Source organism: Azonexus sp. IMCC34839, assembly GCF_047047955.1.
In the GTDB taxonomy this organism is placed as follows: domain Bacteria; phylum Pseudomonadota; class Gammaproteobacteria; order Burkholderiales; family Rhodocyclaceae; genus Azonexus.
Map to the genome: position 1 here is coordinate 810,371 of NZ_CP150631.1, position 25,359 is coordinate 835,729.

Sequence of the window (25,359 nt, forward strand, 5' to 3'; positions counted from 1 at the left end):
TCTACAGTATTGAAAACAAGCTGACAATAATTAAAGGAGACATCATGGAACGCGAATCCATGGAATTCGACGTCGTCATCGTCGGCGGCGGTCCGGCCGGTCTTGCCTCGGCCATTCGCTTGAAGCAATTGGCGGCGGAACAAGGCGGCGACATCAACGTCTGCCTGATCGAGAAAGGCGCCGAGATCGGTGCCCATATTCTCTCGGGTGCCGTCATGGACCCGCGCGCCCTGAGCGAACTCCTGCCCAACTGGAAGGAAGACGGCGCTCCGCTCAATGCTCCGGTTTCCGAAGACCGCTTCTTCATCCTGTCCGAAACCGGCGCCACCAAGGTGCCGAATTCCCTGCTCCCCGGTTGCTTCCACAACGAAGGCAACTACGTCATCTCGCTCGGCAACGTCTGCCGCTGGCTGGGCGAACAGGCGGAAGCGTTGGGCGTCGAAATTTACCCCGGTTTTGCCGGCGCCGAAGTGCTGTTCGACGAGAACGGCGCGGTCAAGGGCATCGCCACCGGCGACATGGGCCGCCTGCATGACGGCTCGGAAGGCCCGAATTTCCAGCCCGGCATGGAACTGCACGGCAAATACACCTTTTTCGCCGAAGGCTGCCGCGGCCATCTCGGCAAGCAGTTGATGGAAAAATTCGGCCTCAACGCCGAAGCCGATCCGCAAACCTACGGCATCGGCCTCAAGGAACTCTGGGAAATCCAGCCCGACAAGCACCAGCTCGGCCTGGTCATTCACAGCGGTGGCTGGCCGATGCAGCCGGACACCTACGGCGGCGGCTTCCTCTATCACCTCGAAGATAACCAGATTGCCATCGGTTTCGTCGTCGGCCTCGGCTACGAGAATCCGCATCTGTCACCCTACGAGGAATTCCAGCGTTTCAAGACCCATCCCGAAATCCGCAAGTTCCTCGAAGGCGGCAAGCGCATCGCCTACGGTGCCCGTGCCCTCACTGCCGGCGGCCTGCAATCCTTGCCCAAGCTGACCTTCCCCGGCGGCGTGCTGGTCGGCGATGACGCCGGCTTCCTCAACGCCGCGCGTATCAAGGGCTCGCACTGCGCCATCAAATCCGGCGCCCTGGCTGCCGAAGCCTGTTTCGCCGCCCTGCAGGCCGAGCGCGAACGCGACGAGCTGACCGCTTACCCCGAGGCCTTCAAGAACAGCTGGCTGTACGACGAACTGTACAAGGCACGCAACTTCAAGCCATGGATGTCAAAGGGGCTGAAGCTGGGCTCCATCATGTTCGGCATCGACCAGATCGTCTTCGGCGGCAAGGCACCATGGACCCTGCGCCACAAGACGCCGGATCATGCCAAGCTGAAACCGGCCGCGGAGTGCCCGAAGATCGATTATCCGAAGCCGGATGGCGTCATCACCTTCGACCGCCTGTCTTCGGTCTTCCTGTCCAGCACCAACCACGAGGAAGATCAGCCCTGCCATTTGCAACTGAAGGATGCCGCCGTGCCGATCAGCGTCAACCTGGCGCAGTACGATGCGCCGGAACAGCGCTTCTGCCCGGCCGGCGTCTATGAAATCCTCGGTCGCGAAGAAGGTCAGCCGCGCCTACAGATCAACGCGCAGAACTGCGTGCATTGCAAGACCTGCGACATCAAGGATCCGACGCAGAACATCAATTGGGTCGTGCCGCAAGGAGGCGAAGGCCCGACTTACCCGAATATGTAACCCTGCTATTTACCAAAGCGCCGCAATTCCCCCGCGAAGTGGGTGGAATTGCGGCTTATCGGTTTATAATCTTGCGGCTTAACCCCAAAGGGAGAACATCGAATGGGCTTTCTCGCCGACAAGAAGATCCTGATCACCGGCCTGCTTTCCAAGCATTCCATCGCCTATGGCATCGCCAAGGCCTGCCATCGCGAAGGCGCACAACTGGCTTTTACCTACCAGAACGAGCGCTTTGAAGACCGCATCAAGAAATTTGCCGCCGAGTTCGGTAGCGACATTACCATCCCCGTCGATGTCAGCAGCGACGAGCAAATCGACAACCTGTTCGTCGAACTGGGCAAGCGTTGGGATGGCCTCGACGGCCTGGTTCACTCCATCGCCTACGCACCGACCGAAGCCATCGAAGGCGATTTCCTGAACGGCATCTCGCGCGAAGCCTTCCGCATCGCCCACGACATCTCGTCGTACAGCTATGCCGCACTGGCCAAGGGCGCCCGCCCGATGATGCAGGGCCGTAACGGCTCACTGCTCGCCCTCTCCTACCTCGGCGCCGAGCGCACGATGCCGAACTACAACACCATGGGTCTGGCCAAGGCCAGCCTCGAAGCCGCCACGCGCTACCTGGCCTTCTGCCTCGGCCCTGAAGGTACCCGTGCCAACGCCATCTCGGCCGGCCCGATCAAGACCTTGGCGGCTTCCGGCATCGGCAACTTCGGCAAGCTGCTGGCTTACAACTCGCACAATGCCCCGCTGCGTCGCAATGTGACCATCGAGGAAGTCGGCAATGCCGCTGCCTTCATGCTGTCTGACCTGGCCAGCGGCATCACCGGCGAAATCCTCTACGTCGATGGCGGCATGAACACCACCGCCCTCGGCAATCCGGACCCGCTGCCGGCGTAAAAGGCCACTGCTGCGGTGCTCGCGGCAAAACGATAAAAAATGCCGACCTGCGGGTCGGCATTTTTATTAGCGGCACAAGGCCCTGGGCTATTTCGCAATTCAGCCGAGATAAGCCGTGATATCCACCTCGTCGATCTGTTCCGGCTTCAGATAGCGCTCGGCATAGCGCCGATAGATACCGGAGGTCAGGAAAAGATCGAACAGTACCGGGTCGATATGCATGTCCTTCTTGAAGAAGGACAGTATCTTGATCGACTCCGAGAGCGTCTTGCCCTTCTTGTAAGGCCGATCAGAAGCGGTCAGCGCCTCGAAGATGTCGGCAATGGCCATGATGCGCGACGGCACGGACAATTCCTCGGCCGTCAGCTTGCGCGGATAACCGGTCCCAATCAGCGTTTCATGGTGTGTGCCGGCGTACTCCGGTATCCGTCGCATGTTCTTCGGCAACGGCAATTTCTCCAGCATCACGATGGTCTGAATGATGTGTTCATTGATCTTGAAGCGCTCTTCCTCGCTTAACGTGCCGCGGGCGACCGACAGGTTGTAGAGTTCGCCGAAGTTGTACTGGTTTTCCGGGATATTCATCTGCCAGCCCCATTTTTCGTCGAGCGCTGCATTCGGAATACGCGGCAAGACATGGTGCGGTTTGTCGGCCAGCAGTTTTTCGACTGCCGGCAAAAGCGCCGTTTCCTCCCCGGCATAACGCTTCAATTCATCGTGCGCCAAGCCCAGACGGTCATCGAAATGGCGCAGCCAGGTTTCCTGGGCGATCCGCTGCAAGCGCTCGATACGCTCGGGTGCCATGAATTCTCCACCCAGGTTGCATTCGGCCACAAAAGCGAAATCGTCGAGCAATTGGGTGCGGCGCGCAGCGAATATCGCATCCGCTTCGGCCATCGGCATCCCGCGCTCATGGATGGCCTGCAGGCGCTCGATTGCTGCATCGCGCAACAGCACTTCGAAGCGCATGCGCACCTCGTGAATGCGGTTGTAGATGGTCTCCAACTTGGTCGCCTTATCGACCACGTACTCCGGCGTCGTCACCTTGCCACAGTCGTGCAACCAGGCACCGATGCGGAACTCCCGCCATTCGTCCTCGCTGCTGAAGCGAAAATCGGCCAGTGGACCATACTCGACCTTGCTTGCCTCCTCGGCCAACATCAGGGCCAACTCGGGCACCCGCTCGCAATGTCCACCGGTATAAGGGCTCTTGGCGTCGATTGAACCAGCAATGATCTTGATCAGGGCATCCATCAATTGACGCTGCGTCTCGATCAGGTTGTGATTCTGCAGGGCCACGGCCGCCTGCGCAGCCATCGCTTCGACATAGCCAACGATATCGTGATCGAAGGGAATCACCTCGCCGGTTTTCGGATCGCAGGCATTCAGCAATTGCAGGACTGCGATGACTTCGCCGTCCTGCGGTGAAAGCGGCACGGTCAGCATCGACACGGTACGGAAACCGGACTCCTCGCTGAAGCGCTTGGTCCCCGAAACGTCGAAGCGCGTTTCACGATACACGTCATCAATGACTACCGAGCGGTTATGCAGGGCGACGTAAGGTGCCACGTAGTTTTCGCGAGGCTTGCCCGTATCTGGATCGAACAAGGGAATTTCCGTCGTCGGCAACGGGTCGTCGTTCGTCCGCTGAGCGAAGATCAGCGAGTTGTTTTCTGTTTTCAGGAACAGCGTTGCCGCTTGGCAAGGAACGATGTTCTTGGCGCCAAACAGGATATGACGCAGGAGACGGGTGCGATCCTGCTCCTGGGAGAACAGCAAACCATTTTCAACCAGCATCGACAGCTTGTGCTGAGCCAATTCCAGCTGCTCTGTCCGCTCCCGGATCGAATGCTGCATGACGACCTGTGCTTCGCCCAGCGTGCGAATTTCATAGAGGAAGGTATCCGGCGTCGTCGGCTCGGCCGAGAAATCGAGTCGTTTCAGGCGCTCCGAATCCTGCGCCATGCGGACCAGGGTTTGCGAAACCTGACGCGAACCAAGGAAGGACAAGGGCAGCAAGAACAGCAGCACGATAATCGACACCAGCACGACATCACGTTCAGCCTTGACGAAAGCCCCCGAGAAATCGCTCACCGGCGCCAGCACGACCACACGAAAATGTCCGGCCCAGGCCCCACTCGAACGGTGCTGGGTAACGACGAATTTCTCCTTGTCCGGCCCCAGGCGCAGTATCTGTGCCTCTTCCGTCAGCAAGCCGTCGCGCAGGACCGCCAGATAAGGATTGCCCACCTGCTCCGGCATATTCAGCGGCGCGACCTGGAGGTTGGCAAAATATTGCCCTTTGCCGTGAAAAGCCAGGATCCGCCCGGCCGCATCCTGCAAGGCAATCGCCCCGTTGGCCGAGAGCGGCGCCTTGCTCAAGAAATCGGAAAGCGATTGCAAGCTGATATCGCTACCGAGCGCCCCAGCCTCCTCCGCCAACGGATAGGCCACCGTCACCCCTAATTCCCCCGTCGAAGAATAGAGATAGGGCTCGGTGACATACAGACGGTTCTGCTTGGTCGCCCCGGCATACCAGGGACGTGAAGTCGGCTGGAATTGAGTTTCCCGATATTGCGTATCGAGAATCCGCCGCGCCCGGTCGAGAAAAGTCCAGCTTTCGCTACGTTGTTCATCGCCCTTGCGCTGGATGCGACGGATCGCAAAATAGCTGTGCAGTGGCGCTTTCAATGCCGCAACGATGCGCGGGTTCTCGCGCAAGGCAATGACCTGGAGAAATTCGTCGTTGGCCAGGCCGAAGAAGTGGGAATAAACGGTATCTTCCGCTTCCAGCGAGGCCAGGAAGGGCGACACCTGATCCTTCGGGTTCAAGCGGCGATTGACCACGAATTGGTCGATATCAGCATGTGCCTGAGCCGTGACGAATCCTGCACTTTGCTTGAGCAAGGCATCGAGTTGGCCGTAGGCCTGTTGCCCGATCAAGGCAAAACGCCCGATGGCATTTTCCTCGGCAATCTTGCTGAAGGTACGAAACACCGTCAGCAGGAAAATGGCTGCCAAGACCACCACAAGCAAGGTGACAGCTGCCAGTACCCAACTCTGGAAACGAATCTTGATTCCCGAGAACATACGCTATTCCCTTGTCGCCTATAAACCGGCTAGCTGAATTTTAAAAAAAGCTCTTTTTGAAAAAATCGGCATTAACATTAGCACTATGCTGTTGGCTTGCAAAGAACCACAGCAGGCTATTGTTTTTGCCCATATATGTGAGGCCTCATGGATAGGTGCACACGTTCCATCGCTCTCTGGCTGCTGCCCTTATTACCTCTCGTCCTGGGCATTTCCTTGCTGCTTGGCGATAGCATTCCTGTGCAAACGCTGCGTAACCATCTGTTCGACCAGTATCAGCGCTGGCAGCCGCGCAACTACATCGAAGCGCCAGTCCGCATTATCGATATCGACGATGCCAGCTTGAGCCGCTTGGGGCAGTGGCCGTGGCCGCGAACCCGTTTGGCCGAATTGCTCGACCGACTGAATGCCGCAGGCGTTGCCGCTATCGGTTTCGACGTCATCTTCGCCGAGCCTGACCGCACCTCGCCGCAAGCAGCCGTTGCGCTTTGGGGATTGCATGGCCGTCTTGGCGACGAATTGGCTCGCCTTCCCGATCACGACAAGGTCTTCGCCGAACACCTCAAGGCCTCCGATGCCGTCCTCGGCTTTGCTGTCGACCATACCCCAGCAGCCGGAGGCAACGCGGCGAATGCAATCCCCAAGCGCATGGGGCGTTTCGTCTTTTCTGGTGAACCGGCGACGAACTGGCTGCACCCGTTCAGCAATCTACTCGGTTCGCTGCCCGATCTGGCCGCAGCCGCCAAAGGCAATGGCGCCCTGACCTTCGTTCCGGACAGCGATGGCATCGTGCGCCGCGTGCCGCTGGCACTACGCGTTGGCGACACGCCAGTGGGCACCCTGACGAGTGAAGTCCTGCGTGTCGGACAGGGCGGCGGCAATGTCGTGCTGAAAAGCGCTGAACACGGCAGCGGCCTGGCTGAAATCCGCATTGGCGAATTGACCATCCCGACCACACCGCACGGCGAAATCTGGGTCCATTACTCCGCACCGGTCGCTGAACGCTATATCCCGGCTTGGCAAATCTATTCCGGCGAGGTGGCGCCGGAGAAACTGGCCGGTCATCTCGTCCTGATCGGCAGTTCGGCCCAAGGGTTAATGGATTTGCGCTTCAACCCGCTCGGCCGCCTGATGCCCGGGGTTGAAGCACACGCCCAAGCCCTGGAACAGATTCTCAATGGCCAATATCTCGAACGCCCCAGTTGGGCTCCCGGTCTCGAAGCCATCTGCCTGCTGATCGGAGGACTTTGCGCTGGCCTTCTTGCCTTGCGCCTCGGCGCCCTGACTGCCGCCTTGGCGGCGCTCGGCCTGCTCACCGGGCTTGCGTTCGGTAGTTGGCAGGCTTTCTCCGCATACGGTTTATTGCTCGATTCGGCCACGCCGGCAATCACCATCCTTCTGGCATTCGTCATCGGCAGCCTGGTCCATCACTGGGCCAGCGAACGCGAGCAGCGCTGGATCAAGCAGGCTTTCGCCCGTTACGTTTCACCCAACCGCGTTGCCCATCTGGTCGACAATCCGGAAGCCATGGAACTGGGCGGCAGACGCCAGCAATGCAGTTTCATCTTTACCGATCTGGCCGGCTTCACCAGCCTGATGGAGAAGATCGATCCGGCCGAGGCCGTCGCACTGCTCAATGCCTATCTCGACGAAATGATCGCCATCGCCTTCCGCCACGAAGGAACCCTCGACCGCATCGTCGGCGACGCCGTGGCCATCATGTTCTCGGCCCCGCTGGAGCAAGCCGACCATCGCCAACGCGCACTGCGTTGCGCCATCGAAATGGAAAGATTCGCCGAGCGTTACGCGGAAGATCTGCAGGCACGAGGCATCGCCTTCGGTCACACCCGAATCGGCGTACATAGTGGCGAAGTCATCGTCGGTAATTTCGGCGGCTCCAACATATTCGACTACCGTGCCCTGGGCGACCCGGTGAATACGGCTGCCCGCCTGGAAAGCGTGAACAAGCACTTGGGCACGCATCTCTGCGTTTCGGAAAGCATTGCAGCCGACAACCCCGGGGTCGAAATGCGCCCGATCGGCCGTCTCGTGCTCAAGGGAAAAACGGAGGCCCTCGCCGTCTTCGAACCGTCAATTTCGCCAGCCGGGCGTTGCCCGCTGGCCGACTACCTGACGGCCTATGCCGCCATGGCCGAACAATCTACCGATGCCCTGGCGCATTTCGACCGTCTGCTGACCGACTACCCGGACGACCCCCTGCTCCTCCTGCATCGGCGGCGCCTCGCCGCAGGTGAACGGGGCGACCTGATCGTCATGAGCGAAAAATGAGTCTTACCTGATCGAAATTTCGACGCGCCGATTGCGCGGTTCCGGTGTCTCGTCCGGCGTCTGGATCAGCAAATTGCGCTCACCGTGGGACTCGACGGTCAGCGCCGTCACTTTCAAGCCTTTCGCCTTGATCATGTCGGCCACCGCCTGCGCCCGCTTCAAAGCCAGTGCCTCGTTGGCATCGGCCTTGCCGGCAGTATCGGTGTGGCCGATGATCGAAACATCCACACCCGGCCGCTTGGCCGCATTCTCGATGACTTTCGGCAGCAGCGCATCCGATTCAGGCGTCAGCTTGGCGCCGCCCAATTCGAAATAGAGGATGAAACGCTCCGGCAATGCGGGACGTGCGGCCATCGCCTCGCCAAAATCCTTTTTCAGCTGCTCTTCTGGCAAGGCCTTGGCTACATTGGAACCGTCCAGCGGCGCGGCACTCCCCGCCCGGTCGATCACCTGCTCACCCTTGGCGCCCTTGATGAAGACCTTACCGGTCGTTCCATCGGGACTCTCCAGCAAGGCAACGTAGGACTTGCTGGCACAACCGCCCAATAGCGCAGTAGCGACTGCCAGCAGCAAACACGCTCCCCCCCGGCTCATTCTTCCACCTTGACCACGAACTGGGTTCCACGCACGCCGATCGTGCCGCTCGGCGTCTGTACCGAAACCCCATCCGGATTGAGTTTGGCAATCACGCCGGACACGTAGTTCATGCTGCCCTTGGCCAGCTTGCTACCCAGCTTCAGCTTGCCCTGGCTCGGCGCGTAAAGGTATTCATCGACGGTCAGTTCGGTATCCGGCCCGAAAGACATCACCGTCTCATCCTTGAAGGTCACGCCCATGCTGCTTTTGGCCGCCGTCTTCAGCACACTACCCTGAGCCACCGGCGTTCCCGGCTGCGCCTTGACCGACTTACCGGCCGTGCTCACCGTCGCCTCACCGCTTACCGTCTTGACGTAGCCGATCGGAGTTTCATCCGCCAAGGCGGCTCCACTCAGGATCAGCAGCAAGCCAAACAATAATCTATGCATGGAAGCCTCCTTGCAAAAGTGTATGGATGACATTGCAATGTATTAATCCAGCCAAATCAAGCATTTTTTGCAAAAATTTCACCGACAGCAGCCGAACCATCGACTGCTGCGGTGCACCGGGGAAAAACGGCAAAAACCAAGACGCACTGATCGCGCGATAAGTTGCCTTTGGCACGCAGATGGCCGAGTTGGTCTAAGATTGCCGCCCATCAGAACTTTGCAATATTCCGATTCACCGCTCGGCGTCTCTTTGCCCATCCTCATGCCTTCTTTGCCGCAATTCCTCCCCGCCTGGATTCGTCACTACCCGCGCCACCATCTGGCCGCCGACCTGAGCGCCGGCATCATCGTCACCATCCTCGTCCTGCCGCAAAGCCTGGCCTACGCCCTGCTGGCCGGGCTGCCGCCGCAGGCCGGGCTTTACGTCGCCACCTTCCCGGTCATCGCCTATGCGCTGTTCGGCAGCAGCATGGTGCAGGCGGTCGGCCCGGTCGCCATCACGGCCATCATGACCTACTCTGTGCTCAGCCCTTTGGTTGCGCCGGGCACTCCGGAATACGCCACCCTGGCGGCAACGCTCTCGCTATTCTCCGGCCTGCTGCTGCTCGCCTTCGGCGCACTGCGCCTCGGCTTCCTTTCGCAGTTGCTCAGCCGCCCGGTTGTCAGCGGCTTCATCTCCGGCTCGGCCATCCTGATCGTGTTCAGCCAGCTGAAACACTTGGTCGGCATCGAACTCAGCGCCACCAATGTCTGGAATGCCCTCGTCGCCCTGCCGGAACAGCTGGGTCACATGAACCGCTGGACCTTGCTGATCGGCTTCGCTTCGTTGCTGACTCTTGGCTTCGCCCGCCTGTGGCTGCAAGACCTACTGGTCAAGATAGGCCTGCGCCAGGGAAGCGCCGCCTTCCTGGTCCGCCTGATACCCTTGCTCGTCGTTGCGGTCGCTACGCTGCTGGTCGTCGGTCTCGATCTCGACCGGCAAGCCGGCGTCGCCGTCGTCGGCAGCATCCGCGAGGGTTTGCCCGGCATCAATCTCTTCCTGCCGGACGCTCAATCGATCCGCTTGCTCGCCATCCCGGCCTTGCTCATGGCACTGATCGGCATGGTGCAGAACATCGCCATGGCCCAGGCCTTGGCCATTCGACGCCAGGAAAGGATCAATCCCAACGGCGAATTGCTTGGCCTCGGCGCCGCCAATGTCGTGGCGGCATTCTATGGCGGGATGCCGGTCGGCGGCGGCGTTTCCCGCTCGGCAGTCAATGTGTCAGCCGGCGCCGAAACGCCCCTGGCTAGCATCGTCGCCGCACTCGCCATGCTGCTGGTCGTCGCCGGTTTTGCCCCGCTTTTCGCCCGGCTGCCACTGGCCGTACTGGCGTCCAGCATCATGGTTGCCGCTGTCAGCATGATCGACCTGCGCGCCCTGAAGCAAGCCTGGAATTACGACCGTGCCGACGCCGCCGCCCTCCTCGGTACCGGCTTCGGCGTCATCGCCCTCGGCCTGGAAAACGGCATCGCGCTCGGCATCCTGCTTTCCCTTGCCACCTTGCTGTTGCGCGCCAGCACGCCGCACATCGCCGTCATCGGCCGCATTCCGGACAGCGAGCATTTCCGTAACGTTGAACGCCACGGCGTCGAGACCATCCCCGGCGTGCTGCTGCTGCGTATCGACGAAAGCCTGTTCTTCGGTAATCTGAGTGCGGTCGAGTCACGCCTGACGCTCGAACTCAACAAAGCGCCGCAAACACAGGATGTAGTTCTGATCATGAACGCGGTCAATCGCGTCGACACCACCGCCATGGAAGTATTGAACGATCTCAACCGCGATCTCGGCGGCCGGCATATCCGCCTGCACCTGGCCGAAATCAAGGGGCCGGTTCAGGACAGGCTGCAACGCTCGCCACTTTGGCCCGCTCTCTCCGGACAAGTCTTCCTGTCAGTCAACGACGCTTTCGAGACGTTGCGACAGCAGCAAGGGCAACTCGAGCCAGAAGCGTCAGACGCATAAAAAAAGCGGGCCAATGGCCCGCTTTTAAGTCGTACGGTCGGGAGAGGCTTATTTCTCCTTGGCCTCCAGCGCCACCTGGTTGATTTCAACCTTGTAGCGAGTCCGCAGCGCTTCCAGATAGAGGCGAACCTCTTCCTGCGCAGCGATGTTACCCAATTGACGAGCCAGGCCCTGTTTGCGTGCGTCGTCCAGGGTGTCACCAGCCGTTACCTTGGTCAGCTTGAACAATGCATAGCCAGCACCCGGTAGCGAGGTTCCGGCGTAAGCCGGCAGCTTGCCGGTTTCCATCCGGAACACGGTCGGTACGGCCGGCGGCGGAATCAGGCGAGCATCCATGCGCGACACCGACTTGGCAGCGCCCCAATTGACCTTGTCTTCACCGGCATTCAACTTGGCGAGCAGTGCTTCACCTTCCTTGTTGGCCGCGGCTTGCGCCTCCTGGCGCTTGAGCAGGCCTTCGATACTGGCCTTGACGCCCTCGAAAGGCTGCAGTGCAGCGGCCTTGTAATCGACGATGCGTGCCGCCACCAGGGTATTCTGCGCAATCTCCACCGCTTCCGTATTGCGCTTGTTCTTGACCGAGTCTTCGGAGAACAAGGCACCCAACAGTTTTTCGTTGCCAAGCGGGCCGGCCGCCGGGTTGGCCTGACGACCGATCCAGCCACTCTGCTTGATCTCCAGCTTGAACTTGTCTGCCGCCGGTTTCAGGCTATCGGCCTGCTCATAGACCAGATTGCTGAAGGCTTCGGCAGCCTCGGCGAATTTACGCGAAGCCGCAGTCTTCTTCAGTTCTGCTTCGATCTCGCCCTTGACCTCGGCCAAAGGCTTTTCCTTGGCGGCATGAATGCCGGTCACCTTGATGATGTGGAAGCCGAAATCGGATTCGACCACACCGGACATCTGGCCTTCCTTCAACGAGAAGGCTGCATCTTCGAAGGGCTTGACCATCATGCCGCGACCGAAGAAACCAAGGTCGCCACCCTTGCTGGCCGAACCCGGATCATCGGAATTTTTCTTGGCCAGATCGGCGAAAGCGGCCGGGGTCTTCTGCAATTCCTTCAATACCTCTTCGGCCTTGGCCTTCGCTTTGTCCTTGCCCAACTTCTCCGAGGCGATCAGGATATGGCTGGCACGGCGCTCCTCGGCCTGCTGGTAGCGGTCCTTGTGGCTGTCGTACCAGGATTTCAGTTCGGCATCGGTGACCGCCAGTTGCGAGGCGATCGACTCCATCGAAAGCACGACATACTCCGCCTTGGCCTGTTCCGGCGTCTCGAATTGCTTGGCGTTGTCGTCGTAGAACTTCTTGGCTGCGCCTTCGGCCAGCTTGACCTTATCCAGGAAACTGTCCAGGGCCAGACGATATTCCATGACCTCGCGCTTCTCGGTTTGCAGGGCCAGCACGCGGTCGCTGACGGTACGCGCGACCAGACCAGATTGTCCGACGGCGCCTGCCAATTGCTGCAGCGTCAGATCCTGGCGCAACTGGGCTTCGAAGCCAGCCGGGGTCATGCCCTGAGCACGCAGTGCAGCTTCGTAGCGCTCGCTGGAGAACTTGCCATCCACCTTGAACGCTTCGATAGCACCGATCGTCTGACGCACCGCCTCATCGCTGGCAAACATGCGCTTCTTGCTGGCTTCGATGAACAGAACGCGCTGGTTGATCAGGTCATCGAGAATCGCCTTGCGGGCTTCCGGCGTATCCAGCATCTTGGGATCGAACTGACCACCCAATTGGTTGCGCAGGCGGTCCTGCTGTTCGCGGACAGCCTGCTGGAACTGTTGCTGCGTAATTTTGACATCGCCGATCTTCGCAACGTCATCCCCCGCACCACCGCTGCGCATGTACGACTCGACGCCGAAAAAGGCGAACGGCAGCGTGATCAGGGCAAGAAAGATCTGGACGATACGTTTGTTGTTGCGGACTGCATCAAACATGAGCAGAAAACCCTTCGGTTACGTTCATACGGACAAGCGGCCGCTTGCCGAAAAGGGCGAATGATACCGTAGTTTTCGCCACCCTTAGCGCGCGCCGCCGTTCTGCCCTAGGTCGTCGATCAGGCCTCGACAGGCATCCTCGATCATGTCGATCACTTCATCGAAGCCGCGACCGAGACTAAGGTAGGGATCGGGCACATCCCGCTCGAAGTGATGAGTGGCATATTGCATCAACAACGCAATGCGGTTGTGTCGATCTTCGTGCGCCCAACGCCTGAGATGATCGAGGTTGGCCCGATCCATCGCCAGGATCCGATCGAAATACTCCATATCGTGCCAACCGATTTTTCTGGAATACGTTCCGTACAGCGGATAACCGCGTTTCTCCGCCGCTCGCAGGACGAGCGAATCGGGTTGCGCTCCTACATGCACGCCGTGGGTGGCCGCCGATGACAACTCCACTCGGTCGGCCAAGCCCGTTTCCGCCAACATACGCCGCATGACGGCTTCGGCCAATACCGAACGGCAAACGTTGTTCCGGCAAACAAACAACACTCTGTATTGCACGACGATCCCATATGAAACTTGCAATGCGCGAAGCAGGCTCTTATTCTGCTCTTTAAAGCCCACGTGGCATTGAGGCTTATCACGATTCGATGATTGATCGCTCAATTGTCTATGGAAAGGCGAATGATGTCGTTCAACCCCAAACTGATGCGGAAAATCTCCGCGGTGTCTTTGGTAGCCACCCTTGTGCTCATTGGCCAGCCCGATGCCTGGGCACGCGATGTGAAGGTCTCCGGCATGGGGGTGCGTAAATGCAGTGACTGGAACCAGTGGAAGGACGACAAGAATGGTGAGGCGCGCGCCTTGACCATCGAATGGGCCACTGGCTTTTTCGCGGCGCACAACGTCTATGCCCCCAAAGGCTACGAGCAGGCAACCTCCGTCGTCGCTGATGCCAAGGTGCTCGTTCCACTACTCGACGCCTACTGCCAGAAAAACACAGAGAACCGGATATTGAACGGCGTGATCGAGATCACCCAAAGCCTAGGGGGTGCCAGGATCAATTTCTCGTCGAAACCAGCGGCGCCAGTTACGCCGCGCCCGGACACGAAAAAAGAACGAGAATCCTGATGCATTTGTGAGGCACAAGCTCTTCTAGCGATGGAATAAGCAAGCGATGCTGCACAACTACCGAAGATCGAAACGTTTCCCGATCACCGGGAAGGCCACACTGACCGCCGGCAGCAAGGCCATCACCGGCCGGATTGTTGATATTTCCGCGCTCGGCGTGGCGCTTGCCATCGACGACGCCGACGAAACCACGCTGAGCGGACGAAAAACCTGGCTCTGCCGTATCGAATCGGACGATCTTCCCACTCCGGTTGATTTTCTCGTCCGCGTCGTGCGGAAAAACGTCTGGCGCCATGGTCTTGGCTTGGGATGCGAGATTACCGAGATCGACAATCACCCCCTCGTCGTACTCCGGGCCTATCGCGCCCTCGCCCTTTCCCGCGCAACGCCGCTGGTAATGAAGCTATCGTCGGGTGAAGCCAACGCCGCTAACGGACAAGCAACAGTCCATCCGGCGTAGCGGAAGGCATCTCCGGAGACCTGATCTCCCTTACGGCACCCGCTTTGGGATGCAGCAGGCCGCATGGCCCACGCCCGCCGACCTCGGCAACGAACTTCCCGCCGCCGGAAGCGCAAAGACGCTTGCCGGAATAGCTCATGACGCGGTTCACATAGGAAATGGTTTCCTTGTAGGGAGGCACCCCGTTGTATTTGACCACTGCCCCTTCGCCAGCATTGTAGGCAGCCACGACACGCACCACATCGCCACCGAAATACTGCTTGAGCCAGCGTAGATAGGCCAGACCGCCCCGGATATTCTGTTCTGGATCGAACGGGTTACGCACATTGAAGCGCTCGGCGGTTTCCGGAATCAACTGCATGACACCTACCGCCATCTTGGACGAGACAGCGCCAGGATTGAAATTGGACTCCGCCGTCGCAATGGCGAGGGCCAGATTCGGATCAACCTTGTAAGCGACGGCGAGGCGCCTGACGATGGCCGCAATCTTCTGCTTGTCCATGCTCAGGCCATTGACGTAACCGACCAAATCGAAACTGAAGACACCGGGTAGCGGCAGGTTTTCGTCGCATTGGCTGACACGCCGGCCATTGACCGCCTCGACCCGTTCCAGCAGCCCACCAGCTGCCGCGTGCCCTAACTGGCTCGCTGCAACGAGCAGGCACAAGCCGTCGTTCGTCACCAGATTGATCCGTCCGGCTGGAAACTGCAGCAAGGCGGCGCGATAGAACCCCTCGGCACTGCCCAAATCGCCAGCCTGGCGATAAAGAATGGCTGCCAAGTAGGGATTGCGTTCCAGGCCGCGCCCCGATTCAGCAGCCCACGCCTGATCGAGCAATGCCCGCACGCGCGGCGATTCGTCCTCGGAAATATTCGGCATACCGGCAAAGACGGCAGCGGAAAAGAGGCACAACATAATCCCGCACAGGAAGAGCAAGAATTCCTGCAAAGCACTGAATATCGATACTCGGGGAAGATTCGATTTCATTACCCCTACCTCACGGCGCCGCATTGCGGGATGCGCCAAGCTTTGCACTCTGCCGAACAGGTTCAAGACACTGCCGACACGAATTCAATATGCGCCGACGATAGGCAAATTGCAAGTTCGTCCGCCAAACGGACGAGACGGCAACGAGAGGGAAACGAAAGGGGCTTGGCGCGCCCGGAGGGACTCGAACCCCCGACCTGCTGCTTAGAAGGCAGCTGCTCTATCCAGTTGAGCTACGGGCGCTGAAGGGAGGAACAAGAAGAGGATGGTCGGGGCGGTGGGATTCGAACTCACGACCCTCTGCTCCCAAAGCAGATGCGCTACCAGACTGCGCTACGCCCCGACACGAGAGGGCGCATTCTAACACCACTCGAAAACCCTTACCAGATCAGCCATCTATGTTTTTGAAAGAAACTATTCTTGCCTGAAGACGCCCTTTCTGATATTTAATCGGTTTTTTCGTCAGCGGAACGTAAAACAACATGGCAGAAGAACTGCTCCAGAAACACTTCACTCCCTATGTGCCCAAGGCGGGGGAAGATTACATGAGCGCCAAGCAGCTCGCGCACTTCCGCAAGATTCTCGAAGCGGTCAAGAAAGAGCTGAGCGAGGATATCGACCGGACCGTGCACACGATGCAGGATGAAGCGACGGTGTTCGCCGACCCCAACGATCGGGCCAGCCAGGAAACCGACATGGCGATCGAACTGCGCAACCGCGACCGTGAGCGCAAGCTGATCAAGAAGATCGACGAGACCCTGGGTCGCATCGACAGCGGCGATTACGGTTTCTGCGACAAGTGCGGCGTCGAGATCGGTATCAAGCGCCTGGAAGCCCGTCCGACGGCCACCCTGTGCATCGATTGCAAGACGCTGGACGAGATGAAGGAAAAGCAGATGGCCAAGTAATTGGCCGTTTTGCGCAGCGCCGATTCGCTCTCCGGCGAATAGCGCGTGCCCATCGGGAGATTTCTTTCCGTAAAAAAAAGCCACCCTATCAGTGGCTTTTTTCATGAGAAGCACACTGCTGCGGTGCACTGCCCCCAATAGCCAAAAAACAAAGGGCACCTCGCGGTGCCCTTTGCGTATTCGGCCTGGACCGGATTATTGCTGCTGTTGCTGCTGTTGCTGAGCAACGGCTTCCGGCGCACCTTCCTGAGCCGGCGCAACGGCACCCTCTTCCTCGGCAGCAGCCTTCATCGACAGCTTGACGCGGCCGCGGTCATCGGTTTCCAGAACCTTGACGCGCACGACCTGGCCTTCCTTGACGTAGTCTTCGACCTTGTTGACGCGCTCCTTGGCGATCTGCGAGATGTGCAGCAGACCATCCTTGCCCGGCAGCACCTGAACGATGGCACCGAAGTCGAGGATCTTGAGGACGGTACCTTCGTAGATCTTGCCGACTTCAACTTCGGCGGTGATCGCGTCGATACGGGCACGAGCAGCGGCAGCGGCATCGCCGGAGGTGGCGGCGATGGTGATCGTGCCGTCATCCTGGATGTCGATGGTGGTACCGGTTTCCTCGGTGATGGCGCGGATCACGGCGCCGCCCTTGCCGATCACGTCACGGATCTTTTCCGGATTGATCTTGAAGGTGTAGAGACGCGGGGCATAGGCCGACATTTCTTCACGCGGACCAGCAGCCGATTCCTGCATCAGACCGAGGATATGCAGACGTGCCTCCTTGGCCTGAGCCAGAGCAACTTGCATGATTTCCTTGGTGATACCCTGAATCTTGATGTCCATCTGCAGGGCGGTGATACCGGTGGTCGAGCCAGCCACCTTGAAGTCCATGTCGCCCAGGTGATCTTCGTCACCCAGGATGTCGGTCAGCACAGCGAAACGGTTGCCATCCTTGATCAGGCCCATGGCGATACCCGCCACGTGCGCCTTGAGCGGCACACCGGCGTCGAGCAGAGCCAGGCAGCCGCCACAGACGGAAGCCATCGAGGACGAGCCGTTGGATTCGGTAATTTCGGACACGACACGCATCGAGTACGAGAAATCTTCCGGTGCCGGCAGCACGGCCAGCAGCGCGCGCTTGGCCAGGCGGCCGTGACCGATTTCGCGACGCTTCGGCGTACCAACGCGACCGCATTCGCCGGTGGCGTACGGGGGCATGTTGTAGTGCAGCATGAAGCGATCGCGGTATTCACCGGCCAGTGCGTCGATGATCTGCTCATCGCGGTTGGTGCCCAGCGTGGCAACAGCCAGCGCCTGGGTTTCGCCGCGGGTGAACAGCGCGGAACCATGGGTACGCGGCAGGACGCCGGAACGCATGGTGATCGGACGCACGGTACGGGTGTCGCGGCCGTCGATACGCGGCTGACCGGATAGGATGCGGCCACGCACGATGGCGGCTTCCATTTCGAAGAACAGGTTGCCGACGGTGTTGGCATCTGGTGCACCTTCTTCGCCGGTACACAGGGCAGCCACGGCTTCGGCAGCGATCGCCTTGACGGTTTGGCTACGAGCCTGCTTGGAGGTGATGCTATACGCCTCTTCCAGCTTGGCGCCAACCAGATTCTGCAAACGAGCGACCAGAGCTTCGTCCTTGACCGGAGCTTGCCATTCCCATTCCGGCTTGCCGGCTTCTTCGACCAGTTCGTTGATGGCGTTGATCGCCTTCTGCATTTCGGTGTGGCCAAACACGACAGCGCCGAGCATCACTTCTTCAGACAGTTGATCGGCTTCGGACTCAACCATCAGCACGGCTGCTTCGGTACCGGCAACGACGAGGTCGAGTTGGCTGTCCTTCAGTTGGCTCAGGGTCGGGCACAGTACGTACTGGCCATTGATATAACCCACGCGAGCAGCACCGATCGGGCCGGCAAACGGGATGCCGGAAATTGCCAGGGCCGCGGATGCACCGATCATCGCCGGGATGTCGGAATCGATTTCCGGATTCAGCGAGACGACAGTGGCGACGACCTGAACTTCGTTATAGAAACCTTCCGGGAAAAGCGGGCGAATCGGACGGTCGATCAGGCGGGAAGTCAAAGTTTCCTTTTCAGACGGACGACCTTCGCGCTTGAAGAAACCGCCGGGGATACGGCCGGCAGCGTAAACCTTTTCCTGGTAATCAACGGTCAGCGGGAAGAAATCCTGACCGGGTTTGGCGCTCTTGGCACCGACGACGGTCACCAGAACAACCGTCTCTTCCATCGACACCATCACGGCGCCGCCTGCCTGGCGGGCGACTTCACCGGTTTCGAGGGTCACCTGGTGATCGCCGTAGGCGAAGGTCTTTTTCACGACGTTAAACATATCTTCCTTTCACTCACATCACATTTAACAACAATAACAACAACTTACATCACAACAAAAGAACAATGGCACAACAACAAACAAAAAAGCGGCCGGGAAATTCTCCGGGCCGCTTCTTTTCCGATCTCGGCTACGCTTACTTGCGCAGGCCCAGACGGGTAATCAGGGTGCGATAGCGATCGATGTCCTTGCCCTTCAGGTAGTCCAGCAGCTTGCGACGCTGGGAAACCAGGCGCAGCAGACCACGACGCGAGTGGTGATCCTTGGTGTGCTCCTTGAAGTGCGGTTGCAGATCATTGATGCGTGCGGTCAGCAGTGCGATCTGAACTTCCGGGGAACCGGTGTCGCCCTTGGCTTGGGCGTAGTCGGCAACGATAGCGGCCTTGTTGGCGGTAGTCAGCATTTCAAACTCTCTTTCATTAAAACAACGCAGCCCCAGTTTGATAGAGCCCGCGCCAGTTGAAAAACTTCCGCCAGAAAAGCGGAAGCTGGGAATTATATCAGGTTATCGGCCAATTGCACCAGACGTTTCGGCCACAAGCGCCCTTCCCGGCCCGGCTCGCCGACGCCGATCAGACGGTCGTTTTCATATACGCGTATCTTGCCGGCCAAGCCTGCCGGCAGATCGACCGGATTGCCATGGCGGAACCGTTGTGCGGCATCACCGGCGACATCGATTCGCGGCAGACTTTGCAGCAGGGCATCGACCGGCTGCAAGCGAACCGAACGCACCGCTTCGTCCATGGCTTCGAGTTCGACCAGCGTGACAGCGCCTGCCAGCGAGAGGTCGCCCACTTCGGTTCGCCGCAAGGCAGTCAAATGCGCGCCACAACCCAAGGCCGCGCCGATATCGGCGGCCAGCACGCGGATATAGGTGCCTTTACTGCACTTGACGCGAAGGCGTAGAACATCGCCGGCAAAGCCCAGACATTCGATGGCATGGATGGTCACCGCACGCGGCGCGCGCTCGACCTCGATCCCCTGTCGAGCCAACTCATACAAGGGCCGACCATCGCGCTTCAAGGCCGAATGCATTGGCGGCACCTGCTGGATGTCGCCGGTGAAGCGCGGCAAGACATTGAAAATATCGCTTTCCGACACGTGCACCGCAGCAGTGGCCGTCACCTGCCCTTCGGCATCGCCGGAATCGGTCGTGACACCGAGTTTGAGTTCGGCTTCGTAGGTCTTGTCGGCGTCGAGCAGATCGGCTGAAAACTTGGTCGCCTCGCCGAAACATAGCGGCAGCAGGCCGGAAGCCAGCGGATCGAGCGTACCGGTATGTCCGCCCTTGGCGGCCGAAAACAAGCGACGCGCCTTTTGCAGCGCGTCGTTGGAGGTCATGCCGACGGGTTTATCGAGCAGAAGCACGCCATCGACCTGCTTCCAGGTCTTTTTTACCTTCGGCTGCATGGAAAAACTCAGGCTTCAGGCGCTTCGTCGTCCGGCTCGGCCGAACGTGCGTTTGCCTGGTCGATCAACTGCGACAGGCTCGTGCCCCGCTCAAGCGAAGCATCGTAGACGAAATGCAACTCGGGCAGCGTGTGGATATGAATGCGGCGCCCGAGTTCGCGGCGCAGAAAACCTGCGGCACGCTTCAAACCACGCTGGATGTCCTCGAGGTGCTCGGCATTCAGCGTCGTGAAATACACCTTGGCATGAGCGTAGTCCGGCGTCAGCTCAACCTCGGTGAGGCTGATCATGCCGACGCGCGGGTCCTTCAGTTCGGTACGAATCAGGTCGGCGAGGTCGCGGCGCACCTGCTCCGCGACCCGTTCGCTGCGTTGAAATCCGCGGGATTGCTTCTTCATTACAGCGAGCGTGCCACTTCCTGGATTTCGTAGACTTCGAGCTGATCGCCTTCCTGGATGTCGTTATTGCCACGCAGGGAGAGACCGCACTCGAAGTTGGAACGCACTTCCTTGACGTCGTCCTTGAAGCGCTTGAGCGATTCGAGTTCGCCATCCCACTGCACGACGTTGTTGCGCAGCAGACGGACGCGCGAAGAGCGCTTGACGATACCTTCGAGCACGTAACAACCGGCGATCGCACCAACCTTGGAAACGTGGAAGACCTGGCGAATCTCGACCATACCGGTGATCTGCTCGCGCTTTTCGGGCGCCAACATGCCGGACAGAGCCGCCTTGACCTCATCGACCGCGTCGTAAATCACGTTGTAGTAACGGATATCGACACCGAAGGTCTCGGCCAGCTTGCGCGCGCCCGCATCGGCACGAATGTTGAAGCCGATGATGACGGCGCCGGAAGCCTGGGCCAGGTTGACGTCGGATTCGCTGATGGCACCGACGGCACCGTGAATGATCTGGACACGCACTTCTTCGTTCGAGAGCTTGGCCAGCGTCTGCACCAGGGCTTCCTGCGAACCTTGCACGTCAGCCTTGACGATGAGCGGCAGGGTCTTGACCTCGCCCTCTTCCATCTGCTGGAACATGCTTTCGAGCTTGGCGGCCTGTTGCTTGGCCAGCTTGACGTCGCGGAACTTGCCCTGACGGAACAAGGCGATTTCACGCGCCTTCTTCTCGTCGTTGAGAACCATGGCCTCTTCGCCAGCGGCCGGCACATCGGACAAACCGAGGATTTCAACCGGGATGGACGGGCCAGCTTCGTTGATCGGCTTGCCATTCTCGTCGAGCATGGCGCGAACGCGACCGAAGACCTGACCGGCCAGCACGATGTCGCCGCGCTTCAAGGTACCGGACTGGACCAGCATGGTCGCCACGGCACCGCGCCCCTTGTCGAGACGGGCTTCGATGATCAGACCCTTGGCCGGCGCATCCTTCTGCGCCGTCAGTTCGAGAATTTCCGCCTGCAGCAGCACCTGCTCCAGCAGTTCGTCGATACCGGTACCCTTCTTGGCCGACACCGGGCAGAACGGCGAATCGCCACCATACTCTTCCGGAATGACGCCTTCCGCCACCAACTCCTGCTTGACGCGATCCGGGTTGGCATCCGGCTTGTCGATCTTGTTGACCGCCACCACCAGCGGCACACCGGCCGCCTTGGCATGGTGGATCGCTTCCTTGGTCTGCGGCATCACGCCGTCGTCGGCAGCCACCACCAGAATGACGATGTCGGTCGCCTTGGCACCACGCGCACGCATCGCGGTAAACGCTTCGTGACCCGGGGTATCGAGGAAGGTGATCATGCCACGCTCGGTTTCCACGTGGTAGGCACCGATGTGCTGAGTAATGCCACCGGCTTCACCGGCGGCCACTTTGGCGCGACGGATGTAGTCAAGCAGCGAGGTCTTGCCGTGGTCGACGTGACCCATAACCGTGACTACCGGCGCACGCGGCACCAGCGGCACATCCTTGTGCTCGGTGCTGGTGTTGTCTTCCAGGAAGGCATCCGGATCGTCCAGCTTGGCGGCAACCGCCTTGTGGCCCATTTCCTCGACGACGATCATCGCCGTTTCCTGGTCCAGCACCTGGTTGATGGTGACCATGGAACCCATCTTCATCATGGTCTTGATGACTTCGGTCGCCTTCACGGCCATCTTGTGGGCCAGATCGGAGACGGAAATGGTTTCCGGAATATGAACTTCGCGCACGATAGGCTCGGTCGGCGCCTGGAAGCTGCCCTGACCATCGTCGCCCTTGGACGACTTCTTGTGGCCGTGCTTGCCTTCCTTCCACGAGTTACCGATATCGGAACCACGGGTCTTCAGGCCACCCTTCTTCTTGCCTTCATCAGCAGCGCGACCGCCCTTGTCGCCCTTTTCACCCTTCTTACCGGCGTCAGGCTTCTTGTGCAAGGTACCCTTTTCGCTACCCTCACCGGCCTTGGCCTGGGCAGCGGCTTGCTGCTTGGCCTGCTCGGCGGCCTTGGCAGCCGCAGCGGCAGCTTCGGCCTGCTGGCGCATAACCGCCAACTGGGCTTCGCGAGCCTGTTTTTCCTTCAGCTCGCGCTCCTGGATTTCGCGCAGACGGCTGTGGCGACGCGCTTCTTCCTCGCGGGCCTTGAGTTCCTTTTCGCCGATGATGGCAGCGCGGCTGACCACGACACGTTGCGGCTTGGTCGGTTCGCTCGGCTTTTCGGCGGCAACCGGCTCGGCCTCAGCCTCGACCACGGGTTCTGGCTCCGGCTCAGGTTCCGGAGTCGGCTCGGGTTCAACAACCGGTTCCGGCTCAACGACCGGCTCAGGCTCGGGCACCACTTCGACAACCGGCTCAACCACAGCCTCAACCACCGGTTCGATGACCGGCTCCGACTCGGGAATTGCAGCCAGCGCCTCTTCCTTGATGGAAGATTCTGCGTCGGCAGACGATTCGTTCAGATCGCGCTTGACCAGCACGCGCTTCTTGCGAACCTCGACTTGCACCGTGCGGGCACGACCATGGGCATCGGTCGCCTTGATTTCCGAAGTCTGCTTGCGGGTCAGGGTGATCTTGGTCTTGCCCTGAGCTTCGCCATGCGAGCGGCGCAGATAATCAAGCAGCTTGGCCTTGTCCTGATCGGTCAAACCATCGTTGGCGTCCGACTTGCCGACACCGGCCTTATCGAGTTGCTCGAGCAGTGCCGCCACCGGCATCTTCAGCTCGAGAGCGAATTGTGAAACTGTTGTTGCTGACATGCGTTTCTACCTCCCCGCTCACTCGAACCAGTGAGCCCGTGCCTTCAGAATGAGTTCCTTGGCACGCTCTTCGTCAATGCCGGTCATTTCGGTCAGTTCGTCGACCGCCAGCTCAGCCAGGTCATCGCGATTCTTGACGCCACCCTCGGCCAGCTTGGCGGCGATTTCCTTGCTCATGCCTTCGAGGTTGATCAGGTCGTCGGCGACGCCTTCCAGCTTCTCCTCGGTAGCAATGGCTTCGGTCAGCAGAACGTTACGGGCGCGGTTACGCAACTCGTTGACGATCTCCTCGTCCAGCCCTTCGATTTCGAGCATTTCGGCCAGCGGCACGTAGGCTACTTCCTCCAGCGTCGAAAAACCTTCTTCGATCAGCAGATCGGCCAGCTCCTCGTCGATGTCCAGTTTTTCCATGAACATCAGGCGGGTCACGGCGTGTTCGGCTTCGGACTTCTTGGCCGACTCGTCTTGCGTCATCAGGTTGATGGTCCAGCCGGTCAATTCGGAAGCCAGGCGAACGTTCTGGCCGTTGCGACCGATAGCGATGGCGAGGTTGTCTTCATCGACCACCACGTCCATGGCGTGCTTGTCTTCATCGACCACGATGGATGACACTTCGGCCGGCGACAGGGCGCCAATCACGAACTGGGCCGGATCGGCCGACCACAACACGATGTCGATGTTCTCGCCACCGATTTCGTTACGCACGGCGGTCACGCGCGAGCCGCGCAGACCGACGCAGGTACCGATCGGATCGACACGCGGGTCGTTCGACTTGACGGCGATCTTGGCACGCAGACCGGGGTCGCGGGCACAGGCCTTCAATTCCATCAGACCGTCGGCGATTTCCGGCACTTCCAGATCGAACAACTTGATGACGAATTCCGGCGCGGTGCGCGACAGGATGATCTGCGGGCCACGGGCATTGCGGTCAATGCGTAGCAGGTAGGCCTTGACGCGGTCACCAACGCGCAGGTTTTCCTTCGGGATCATCTGGTCGCGGGGCAACATGGCTTCGATCTTGCCGGCTTCGACGATGGCGTTACCACGCTCCATGCGCTTGATGGTACCGGAAACGACATGTTCCTTGCGATCCAGGAAGTCGTTCAGGATTTGCTCTCGCTCGGCGTCGCGAATCTTCTGCAGAATGACCTGCTTGGCGGCCTGCGCACCGATACGACCGAAATCGATCGGTTCCAGCGCCTCTTCCAGGTAGTCGCCCGGCTCGACGTCCGGATCATCCTTCTGGGCGTCGGACAGCGGCACCTGCAGGAATTCGTTGACGTACTCGTTGTCGGCAACGACCTGCCAGCGACGGAAGGACTCGAAGTTACCCGTATTGCGGTCAATCGAGACGCGCACATCGGCCTCGTCGTGGATACGCTTCTTGGTCGCGGATGCGAGCGCCAGCTCAAGGGCACCGAAGACGATTTCCTTGGCGACATTCTTTTCGCGGGCCAGTGCATCGACCAGCAGCAACATTTCACGGCTCATGGGCTAAAACCTCCTAGTCCTTCAGTCGAATCGCGGCACGAGACGTGCCTTTTCGATGTTATTGAATTCGAGTTCCACATCTTCCTGCTTGCCGTCCTGCGCCAGGCGCAGACCGACCTTGCCGTCCTTGTGACCGAGCAATTCACCCTGGAAGTTGCGACGATTGTTCTGAGGAATACGCAGCTTGATCTGGATATCCTGGCCGACGAAGCGCTCGAAATCCGAGGCTTTCTTGACGACGCGATCCATGCCGGGCGAGGAAATTTCGAGGCGGTCGAAATCGACATTCTCGACCTCGAAAACGCGCGACAGCTGGTTGGAGACCTTGGCGCAATCGTCGACGTCGATACCGCCCTCTTTCGCCGGTGCGTCGATGAAGACGCGAATCGTGCGGCCGCGCGGCGACAGCTCGATATCGACGAGTTCATAACCGAGACCGGTTACCGTGGTTTCAATCAGCGAGTTCAAATCCATAGCTACAAATAAAAAATGGG

The 25,359-nt window shown here is 59.6% G+C and carries 20 protein-coding genes and 2 tRNA genes; 7 read left to right on the plus strand and 15 right to left on the minus strand.

Going from position 1 to position 25,359, the window contains the following annotated elements; genetic code table 11:
• Positions 1–44: 44 nt before the first annotated feature.
• Positions 45–1,688 (plus strand): electron transfer flavoprotein-ubiquinone oxidoreductase, encoded by a 1,644-nt coding sequence (locus WIF35_RS04090; protein WP_412480298.1) that lies wholly within the window; start codon positions 45–47, stop codon positions 1,686–1,688.
• A 102-nt stretch (positions 1,689–1,790) separates the two neighbouring features.
• A complete protein-coding gene (gene fabI / locus WIF35_RS04095) occupies positions 1,791–2,588 on the plus strand; it encodes an enoyl-ACP reductase FabI (protein WP_412480299.1) in 798 nt (265 codons plus the stop codon).
• A 99-nt stretch (positions 2,589–2,687) separates the two neighbouring features.
• On the opposite strand, the gene WIF35_RS04100 is transcribed toward fabI, so the two are convergent.
• Entirely contained in the window at positions 2,688–5,678 is a 2,991-nt protein-coding gene (locus tag WIF35_RS04100; protein WP_412480300.1) for an HD domain-containing phosphohydrolase, read from the minus strand.
• A 147-nt stretch (positions 5,679–5,825) separates the two neighbouring features.
• Between WIF35_RS04100 and WIF35_RS04105 the strand changes: the two genes are divergently transcribed.
• Positions 5,826–7,967 (plus strand): CHASE2 domain-containing protein, encoded by a 2,142-nt coding sequence (locus WIF35_RS04105; protein ID WP_412480301.1) that lies wholly within the window; start codon positions 5,826–5,828, stop codon positions 7,965–7,967.
• 3 nt (positions 7,968–7,970) lie between these two features.
• On the opposite strand, the gene WIF35_RS04110 is transcribed toward WIF35_RS04105, so the two are convergent.
• Positions 7,971–8,540 (minus strand): OmpA family protein, encoded by a 570-nt coding sequence (locus WIF35_RS04110; RefSeq protein WP_412480302.1) that lies wholly within the window; start codon positions 8,538–8,540, stop codon positions 7,971–7,973.
• A 17-nt stretch (positions 8,541–8,557) separates the two neighbouring features.
• On the minus strand, positions 8,558–8,992 hold the full coding sequence (locus WIF35_RS04115; protein WP_412480303.1) for a FecR domain-containing protein: 435 nt from the start codon (positions 8,990–8,992) through the stop codon (positions 8,558–8,560).
• Positions 8,993–9,254: 262 nt separating this feature from the next.
• On the opposite strand from WIF35_RS04115, the gene WIF35_RS04120 reads away from it, so the two are divergent.
• Positions 9,255–10,997, plus strand: a complete 1,743-nt coding sequence (locus tag WIF35_RS04120) for a SulP family inorganic anion transporter (RefSeq protein ID WP_412480304.1) — start codon at positions 9,255–9,257, stop codon at positions 10,995–10,997.
• 48 nt (positions 10,998–11,045) lie between these two features.
• On the opposite strand, the gene WIF35_RS04125 is transcribed toward WIF35_RS04120, so the two are convergent.
• Positions 11,046–12,932, minus strand: coding sequence for a SurA N-terminal domain-containing protein (locus WIF35_RS04125; RefSeq protein ID WP_412480305.1), 1,887 nt, complete (start codon positions 12,930–12,932; stop codon positions 11,046–11,048).
• An 84-nt stretch (positions 12,933–13,016) separates the two neighbouring features.
• Positions 13,017–13,604 carry a low molecular weight protein-tyrosine-phosphatase gene (locus WIF35_RS04130; protein ID WP_412480306.1) on the minus strand — a complete coding sequence of 196 codons (588 nt, stop codon included), beginning with the start codon at positions 13,602–13,604 and terminating at the stop codon, positions 13,017–13,019.
• A gap of 18 nt (positions 13,605–13,622) precedes the next feature.
• On the opposite strand from WIF35_RS04130, the gene WIF35_RS04135 reads away from it, so the two are divergent.
• Both WIF35_RS04135 and WIF35_RS04140 read left to right on the plus strand, forming a co-directional pair.
• Positions 13,623–14,069, plus strand: coding sequence for a hypothetical protein (locus WIF35_RS04135; protein ID WP_412480307.1), 447 nt, complete (start codon positions 13,623–13,625; stop codon positions 14,067–14,069).
• A 46-nt stretch (positions 14,070–14,115) separates the two neighbouring features.
• A complete protein-coding gene (locus tag WIF35_RS04140; RefSeq protein WP_412480308.1) occupies positions 14,116–14,529 on the plus strand; it encodes a PilZ domain-containing protein in 414 nt (137 codons plus the stop codon).
• Here the strand turns inward: WIF35_RS04140 and WIF35_RS04145 are convergent.
• The 3 genes from WIF35_RS04145 to WIF35_RS04155 form a co-directional block, all read right to left on the minus strand.
• A complete protein-coding gene (locus WIF35_RS04145; protein WP_412480309.1) occupies positions 14,498–15,517 on the minus strand; it encodes a lytic transglycosylase domain-containing protein in 1,020 nt (339 codons plus the stop codon). The genes WIF35_RS04140 and WIF35_RS04145 overlap by 32 nt on opposite strands.
• Positions 15,518–15,683: 166 nt before the next feature.
• Positions 15,684–15,760, minus strand: a tRNA-Arg gene (locus WIF35_RS04150).
• 23 nt (positions 15,761–15,783) lie between these two features.
• Positions 15,784–15,860: transfer RNA gene (locus WIF35_RS04155), tRNA-Pro, on the minus strand.
• Positions 15,861–15,999: 139 nt separating this feature from the next.
• Here WIF35_RS04155 and dksA point away from each other — a divergent pair.
• Entirely contained in the window at positions 16,000–16,425 is a 426-nt protein-coding gene (dksA, locus tag WIF35_RS04160) for an RNA polymerase-binding protein DksA (RefSeq protein WP_412480310.1), read from the plus strand.
• Between the two features lie 195 nt (positions 16,426–16,620).
• Here the strand turns inward: dksA and pnp are convergent, their stop codons facing one another.
• The 7 genes from pnp to rimP form a co-directional block, all read right to left on the minus strand.
• Positions 16,621–18,783, minus strand: coding sequence for a polyribonucleotide nucleotidyltransferase (pnp, locus tag WIF35_RS04165; RefSeq protein WP_412480311.1), 2,163 nt, complete (start codon positions 18,781–18,783; stop codon positions 16,621–16,623).
• 136 nt (positions 18,784–18,919) lie between these two features.
• The gene (rpsO, locus tag WIF35_RS04170; protein WP_412480312.1) at positions 18,920–19,186 is read right to left on the minus strand and encodes a 30S ribosomal protein S15; all 267 of its coding nucleotides are present in this window, start codon (positions 19,184–19,186) and stop codon (positions 18,920–18,922) included.
• 92 nt (positions 19,187–19,278) lie between these two features.
• Positions 19,279–20,193 carry a tRNA pseudouridine(55) synthase TruB gene (truB, locus tag WIF35_RS04175; protein WP_412480313.1) on the minus strand — a complete coding sequence of 305 codons (915 nt, stop codon included), beginning with the start codon at positions 20,191–20,193 and terminating at the stop codon, positions 19,279–19,281.
• An 8-nt stretch (positions 20,194–20,201) separates the two neighbouring features.
• Entirely contained in the window at positions 20,202–20,591 is a 390-nt protein-coding gene (gene rbfA / locus WIF35_RS04180; protein ID WP_412480314.1) for a 30S ribosome-binding factor RbfA, read from the minus strand.
• The gene (gene infB / locus WIF35_RS04185) at positions 20,591–23,374 is read right to left on the minus strand and encodes a translation initiation factor IF-2 (RefSeq protein ID WP_412480315.1); all 2,784 of its coding nucleotides are present in this window, start codon (positions 23,372–23,374) and stop codon (positions 20,591–20,593) included. Before infB ends, rbfA begins: the two co-directional genes overlap by 1 nt.
• 18 nt (positions 23,375–23,392) lie before the next feature.
• Positions 23,393–24,865 (minus strand): transcription termination factor NusA, encoded by a 1,473-nt coding sequence (gene nusA, locus WIF35_RS04190; protein WP_412480316.1) that lies wholly within the window; start codon positions 24,863–24,865, stop codon positions 23,393–23,395.
• 21 nt (positions 24,866–24,886) lie between these two features.
• Complete coding sequence (gene rimP / locus WIF35_RS04195) at positions 24,887–25,339, minus strand: ribosome maturation factor RimP (protein WP_412480317.1); 453 nt, start codon at positions 25,337–25,339, stop codon at positions 24,887–24,889.
• Between the last annotated feature and the right edge of the window lie 20 nt (positions 25,340–25,359).

Coding starts and splice junctions, on each gene's coding strand:
- WIF35_RS04105 (WP_412480301.1), top strand. CDS start 5,826: ATGGATAGGTGCACACGTTCCATCGCTCTCTGGCTGCTGCCCTTATTA.
- WIF35_RS04140 (WP_412480308.1), top strand. CDS start 14,116: ATGCTGCACAACTACCGAAGATCGAAACGTTTCCCGATCACCGGGAAG.
- WIF35_RS04100 (WP_412480300.1), bottom strand. CDS start 5,678: ATGTTCTCGGGAATCAAGATTCGTTTCCAGAGTTGGGTACTGGCAGCT.
- WIF35_RS04120 (WP_412480304.1), top strand. CDS start 9,255: ATGCCTTCTTTGCCGCAATTCCTCCCCGCCTGGATTCGTCACTACCCG.
- WIF35_RS04090 (WP_412480298.1), top strand. CDS start 45: ATGGAACGCGAATCCATGGAATTCGACGTCGTCATCGTCGGCGGCGGT.
- WIF35_RS04125 (WP_412480305.1), bottom strand. CDS start 12,932: ATGTTTGATGCAGTCCGCAACAACAAACGTATCGTCCAGATCTTTCTT.
- nusA (WP_412480316.1), bottom strand. CDS start 24,865: ATGAGCCGTGAAATGTTGCTGCTGGTCGATGCACTGGCCCGCGAAAAG.
- WIF35_RS04145 (WP_412480309.1), bottom strand. CDS start 15,517: ATGAAATCGAATCTTCCCCGAGTATCGATATTCAGTGCTTTGCAGGAA.
- rimP (WP_412480317.1), bottom strand. CDS start 25,339: ATGGATTTGAACTCGCTGATTGAAACCACGGTAACCGGTCTCGGTTAT.
- rpsO (WP_412480312.1), bottom strand. CDS start 19,186: ATGCTGACTACCGCCAACAAGGCCGCTATCGTTGCCGACTACGCCCAA.
- truB (WP_412480313.1), bottom strand. CDS start 20,193: ATGCAGCCGAAGGTAAAAAAGACCTGGAAGCAGGTCGATGGCGTGCTT.
- dksA (WP_412480310.1), top strand. CDS start 16,000: ATGGCAGAAGAACTGCTCCAGAAACACTTCACTCCCTATGTGCCCAAG.
- rbfA (WP_412480314.1), bottom strand. CDS start 20,591: ATGAAGAAGCAATCCCGCGGATTTCAACGCAGCGAACGGGTCGCGGAG.
- pnp (WP_412480311.1), bottom strand. CDS start 18,783: ATGTTTAACGTCGTGAAAAAGACCTTCGCCTACGGCGATCACCAGGTG.
- WIF35_RS04135 (WP_412480307.1), top strand. CDS start 13,623: ATGATGTCGTTCAACCCCAAACTGATGCGGAAAATCTCCGCGGTGTCT.
- WIF35_RS04115 (WP_412480303.1), bottom strand. CDS start 8,992: ATGCATAGATTATTGTTTGGCTTGCTGCTGATCCTGAGTGGAGCCGCC.
- infB (WP_412480315.1), bottom strand. CDS start 23,374: ATGTCAGCAACAACAGTTTCACAATTCGCTCTCGAGCTGAAGATGCCG.
- fabI (WP_412480299.1), top strand. CDS start 1,791: ATGGGCTTTCTCGCCGACAAGAAGATCCTGATCACCGGCCTGCTTTCC.